Below are 4,686 nucleotides of genomic sequence, written 5' to 3' on the forward strand. Positions count from 1 at the left end.
CTGGTCACCGGAGTGGGTGCGGCATTGGGCAAGGGCGCACCGGTGATCGTCGTCGGTCACGTGCACACCAGCGAATACGAGGATCGCGACGGCAACCGCCGCTCCTCGGTGGAGATGCGGGCAACCGCGGTCGGGCCGGACCTGTCCCGCGTCATCGTGCGCATCGAAAAGCCCGGCTACACCGGTCCCCGTGCCGGGCAGGACGGGGAGGCTCCGGGAACTCGCGGCGACGCCGTCGACGTTGGTAGCGAGGACCACCAGGGCGCTGACGATCCGGCATGCAGAGGCGACGCGACCACCGAGGAGGCCGCGCTTTCCGTTCCCGCCTGAGCCTCGGCTCGGGCGCGGGGCTCCGGCTGCCGGGCGATGCCTAGGATGGTCCGCGAGATCACTTCGCAAATCAGAAAGGCATAACCGCGGCATGGCTGAGTTCATCTACACGATGAAAAAGGTCCGCAAGGCGCACGGCGACAAGGTGATCCTGGACGACGTCACGTTGAGCTTCTATCCAGGCGCCAAGATCGGTGTCGTTGGGCCCAACGGCGCCGGGAAGTCGAGCGTCTTGCGGATCATGGCGGGCCTGGACAAGCCGAACAACGGTGATGCCTTCTTGGCCAACGATGCGACCGTCGGCATCCTGCTGCAGGAGCCCCCGCTGAACGAGGAGAAGACCGTTCGCGGGAACGTCGAAGAGGGCCTGGGCGAGATCAAGGTCAAGCTCGACCGCTTCAACGAGGTCGCCGAGTTGATGGCCACCGACTACTCCGATGAGTTGATGGAGGAGATGGGCCGGCTGCAGGAGGAGCTCGACCACGCCGACGCGTGGGACCTCGATTCGCAGCTGGAGCAGGCCATGGACGCGTTGCGCTGCCCCCCGCCCGACGAGCCGGTGACGAACCTGTCCGGTGGTGAACGTCGCCGCGTCGCGCTGTGCAAACTGCTGCTGTCCAAGCCCGACCTGCTGCTGCTCGACGAGCCCACCAACCACCTGGACGCCGAGAGCGTGCAGTGGCTCGAGCAGCACCTCGCCTCTTACGCGGGGGCGATCCTGGCCGTCACCCACGACCGGTACTTCCTGGACAACGTCGCCGAATGGATCCTGGAACTTGACCGCGGCCGCGCCTACCCGTACGAGGGCAACTACTCGACCTACCTGGAGAAGAAGGCCGAGCGGTTGGCGGTGCAGGGACGCAAGGACGCCAAGCTGCAGAAGCGGTTGACGGAGGAGCTGGCGTGGGTGCGCTCCGGGGCCAAGGCGCGTCAGGCCAAGAGCAAGGCACGGCTGCAGCGCTACGAGGAGATGGCCGCCGAGGCCGAGAAGACACGCAAGCTCGACTTCGAGGAGATCCAGATCCCGGTCGGTCCCCGGCTGGGCAACGTCGTGGTCGAGGTCGATCACCTCGACAAGGGCTACGACGGCCGCACTCTCATCAAGGACCTTTCCTTCACGTTGCCGCGCAACGGCATCGTCGGCGTCATCGGCCCCAACGGTGTCGGTAAGACCACGCTGTTCAAAACCATCGTCGGCCTCGAGCAGCCGGACAGCGGCACGGTCAAGGTCGGCGAGACCGTCAAGCTCAGCTACGTCGACCAGACTCGCGCCGGCATCGATCCCAAGAAGACGGTGTGGGAAGTCGTCTCCGACGGGCTGGATCACATCGTCGTCGGCCAGACCGAGGTGCCGTCGCGGGCGTACGTGTCGGCGTTCGGGTTCAAGGGCCCAGACCAGCAGAAGCCTGCCGGCGTGCTCTCCGGTGGCGAGCGCAACAGGCTCAACCTCGCGCTGACGCTCAAGCAGGGTGGAAACCTCATCCTGCTCGACGAGCCCACCAACGACCTTGACGTCGAAACGCTGAGTTCCTTGGAGAACGCCCTCGAGCAATTCCCCGGCTGCGCGGTGGTGATTTCGCACGACCGATGGTTCCTTGACCGCACCTGCACGCACATCCTGGCCTGGGAGGGTGACGACGACAACGAGGCCAAGTGGTTCTGGTTCGAGGGCAACTTCGGCGCCTACGAGGAGAACAAAATCGAGCGGCTCGGAGCCGAAGCGGCACGGCCGCACAGAGTGACCCACCGCAAGCTCACGCGCGACTAGTGTCAGCTCTGCCCCGCATTGCCACGGAACGGGGCGATTGAGCGCACTGCAACCGTTGCCAGTTGGGAGCTATCGGCATGACGATCGATCCCGGAGCCAAACAAGGTCTCGAGCCGTGGACCACCTTCACCGAGCAGCAGGACATTCCTGAGTGGATCTCGAAAGCCTACGTAGAGAGCTATCGAGGCCCGCATGGCGACGACTCGGCGGGCGCGGAAACCAGGCCCTTCGACCTGACCGTGCCGGCGGCGATCGTGACCCCGGCCATGCTGAGCGCGCACTATCGCCTAGGCCTGCACCGGCCTGACGGCGCGAGCCGCGTCGCGGTGTACTCCGCAGAAGATCCCGCCGGTTTCGGGCCCGCCCTGCAGGTCGTCACCGATCACGGCGGCATGCTGATGGACTCCGTCACCGTGCTGCTGCACCGGCTCGGCGTCCCGTACACGGCCATCATGACGCCGGTGTTCGACGTGAAGCGCGGCCCCGAGGGTGAGCTGCTGCGGGTCGAGGCGAAAGCGGAAGGCGCATCGCAATACGCCGGCGAGGCGTGGATACACGTGCAGCTGCTGCCGTCGGTCGACAGCAAGGGCCTCACCGAGGTCGAACGGCTGCTGCCCAAGGTGCTGGCCGACGTTCAACAGGTCGCCAGCGACGCGTCGAGTCTGATCGCCGCGCTGGACGATCTGGCCGCCCAGGTCGAGGCCAACGCCGACGATCACTTCTCGGCGCCGGACCGCGACGACGTCGCGGCGCTGCTGCGTTGGCTGGTCAACGGAAACTTTCTCCTGCTCGGCTATCAGCGTTGCCACGTCCACGGCGGGCAGGTCTCCGGCGACGGGACACCCGGCCTCGGCGTACTGCGCACCCGCACCGGTTCGCGCCCCCGGCTCACCGACGACGACAGATTGCTGGTGTTGGCGCAGTCCGTGGTTGGCAGCTATCTGCGCTACGGTGCCTACCCGTATGCCATCGCGGTTCGCGAATATGAAGACGACGCCGTGATCGAGCATCGCTTCGTCGGGCTGTTCACCGTGGCCGCGATGAACGCCGACGTCCTTGAGATTCCGACGATTTCGCGCCGTGTCCGCGAAGCGCTGGCCATGGCCGACAGCGACCCGATACACCCGGGCCAGCTGCTGCTCGACGTCATCCAGACCGTTCCCCGCTCGGAGCTGTTCACGCTCAGCGCCGAACGACTGCTGGCGATGGCCAAGGCGGTGGTGGATCTGGGACCGCAACGAAACGCGTTGCTGTTTCTGCGCGCCGACCGCCTGCAGTATTTCGTCTCCTGCCTGGTGTATCTGCCCCGCGACCGCTACACCACGGCGGTGCGGCTGCAGATCGAAGACATCCTGGTGCACGAATTCGGCGGCACTCGACTGGAGTTCACCGCGCGGGTCAGCGAATCACCGTGGGCCCTAATGCATTTCATGGTTCGGTTGCCTTCCGATGCGCCGCCCGGCGGGGCGCCGGTCGACGTCTCCGAAGAAAATCGGATCCGCATTCAGGCGCTGCTGAGCGAAGCCGCACGAACCTGGACCGACCGGCTGGTCGCCGCCGCCGCGGAAGGCTCGGTGGGGCATGCCGAAGCCGAGTACTACGCGGCCGCCTTCCCCGAGGTCTACAAGCAGGCCGTCACCCCGGCCGACGCCATCGACCACATCGCCATCATCAATGAGCTGCAGGACAACTCGGTCAAGCTGGTGTTCACCGAAGCCGGCGACGGCACCGCGCAGCTGACCTGGTTCATGGGCGGACGCACCGCCTCGCTGAGCCAGCTGCTGCCGATGCTGCAGAGCATGGGCGTGGTGGTGCTCGAGGAGCGTCCCTTCACGGTCAACCGCGCCGACGGGCTGCCGGTGTGGATCTATCAGTTCAAGATCTCACCGCACCCCACCATTCGGCTGGCCTCGACACAACCCGAGCGCGACGCGATGGCGGAGCGGTTCGCAGACGCGGTCACCGCGATCTGGCAGGGCCGACTCGAGATTGACCGGTTCAACGAGTTGGTCATGCGCGCGGGCCTGCAATGGCAGCAGGTCGTGCTGTTGCGGGCCTACGCAAAGTATCTGCGGCAGGCGAACTTTCCCTACAGCCAGTCCCACATCGAGTCGGTGCTCAACGAACACCCCTCGACCGCACGATCGCTGGTCGCGCTATTCGAGGCGCTGTTCGACCCCAGCCCCGATTCGTCGGCGAACCGCGATGCCCAGGCCGTCGCCGGGGCGGTCGCGGCCGACATCGACGCGCTGGTGGGCCTGGACACCGACCGCATCCTGCGGGCCTTCGCATCGCTGGTGCAGGCTACGTTGCGCACCAATTACTTTGTCAGAAGGGAGGGTTCGGCCCGGGCCCGCAACGTGCTGGCGATCAAGCTGGACGCCCAGCTGGTTGATGAGCTACCGCTGCCGCGCCCGAAATACGAGATCTTCGTCTACTCGCCCCGGGTCGAAGGAGTGCACCTGCGGTTCGGACCGGTGGCCCGCGGTGGCCTGCGCTGGTCGGACCGTCGAGACGACTTTCGCACCGAGATCCTCGGCCTGGTCAAGGCGCAAGCGGTCAAGAACGCCGTCATCGTGCCGGTGGGC

At 66.2% G+C, this 4,686-nt stretch carries 2 protein-coding genes and 1 pseudogene; all 3 read left to right on the forward strand.

Annotated features, from left to right (window positions below):
• Window positions 1–330: pseudogene (locus A5652_RS28810) on the forward strand (single-stranded DNA-binding protein); the annotation flags it as partial.
• 91 nt (window positions 331–421) lie between these two features.
• Entirely contained in the window at window positions 422–2,098 is a 1,677-nt protein-coding gene (gene ettA / locus A5652_RS23250; RefSeq protein ID WP_067357433.1) for an energy-dependent translational throttle protein EttA, read from the forward strand.
• A gap of 77 nt (window positions 2,099–2,175) precedes the next feature.
• Window positions 2,176–4,686 (forward strand): NAD-glutamate dehydrogenase domain-containing protein (locus tag A5652_RS23255; RefSeq protein WP_197514074.1); only part of this gene is annotated, 2,511 nt, incomplete at its 3' end.

It is taken from the genome of Mycobacterium sp. 1165178.9 (assembly GCF_001673555.1).
In the GTDB taxonomy this organism is placed as follows: domain Bacteria; phylum Actinomycetota; class Actinomycetes; order Mycobacteriales; family Mycobacteriaceae; genus Mycobacterium.

What these genes read in the sequence shown, in the direction of transcription:
- ettA (WP_067357433.1), top strand. Translation starts at nt 422, where the DNA reads ATGGCTGAGTTCATCTACACGATGAAAAAGGTCCGCAAGGCGCACGGC.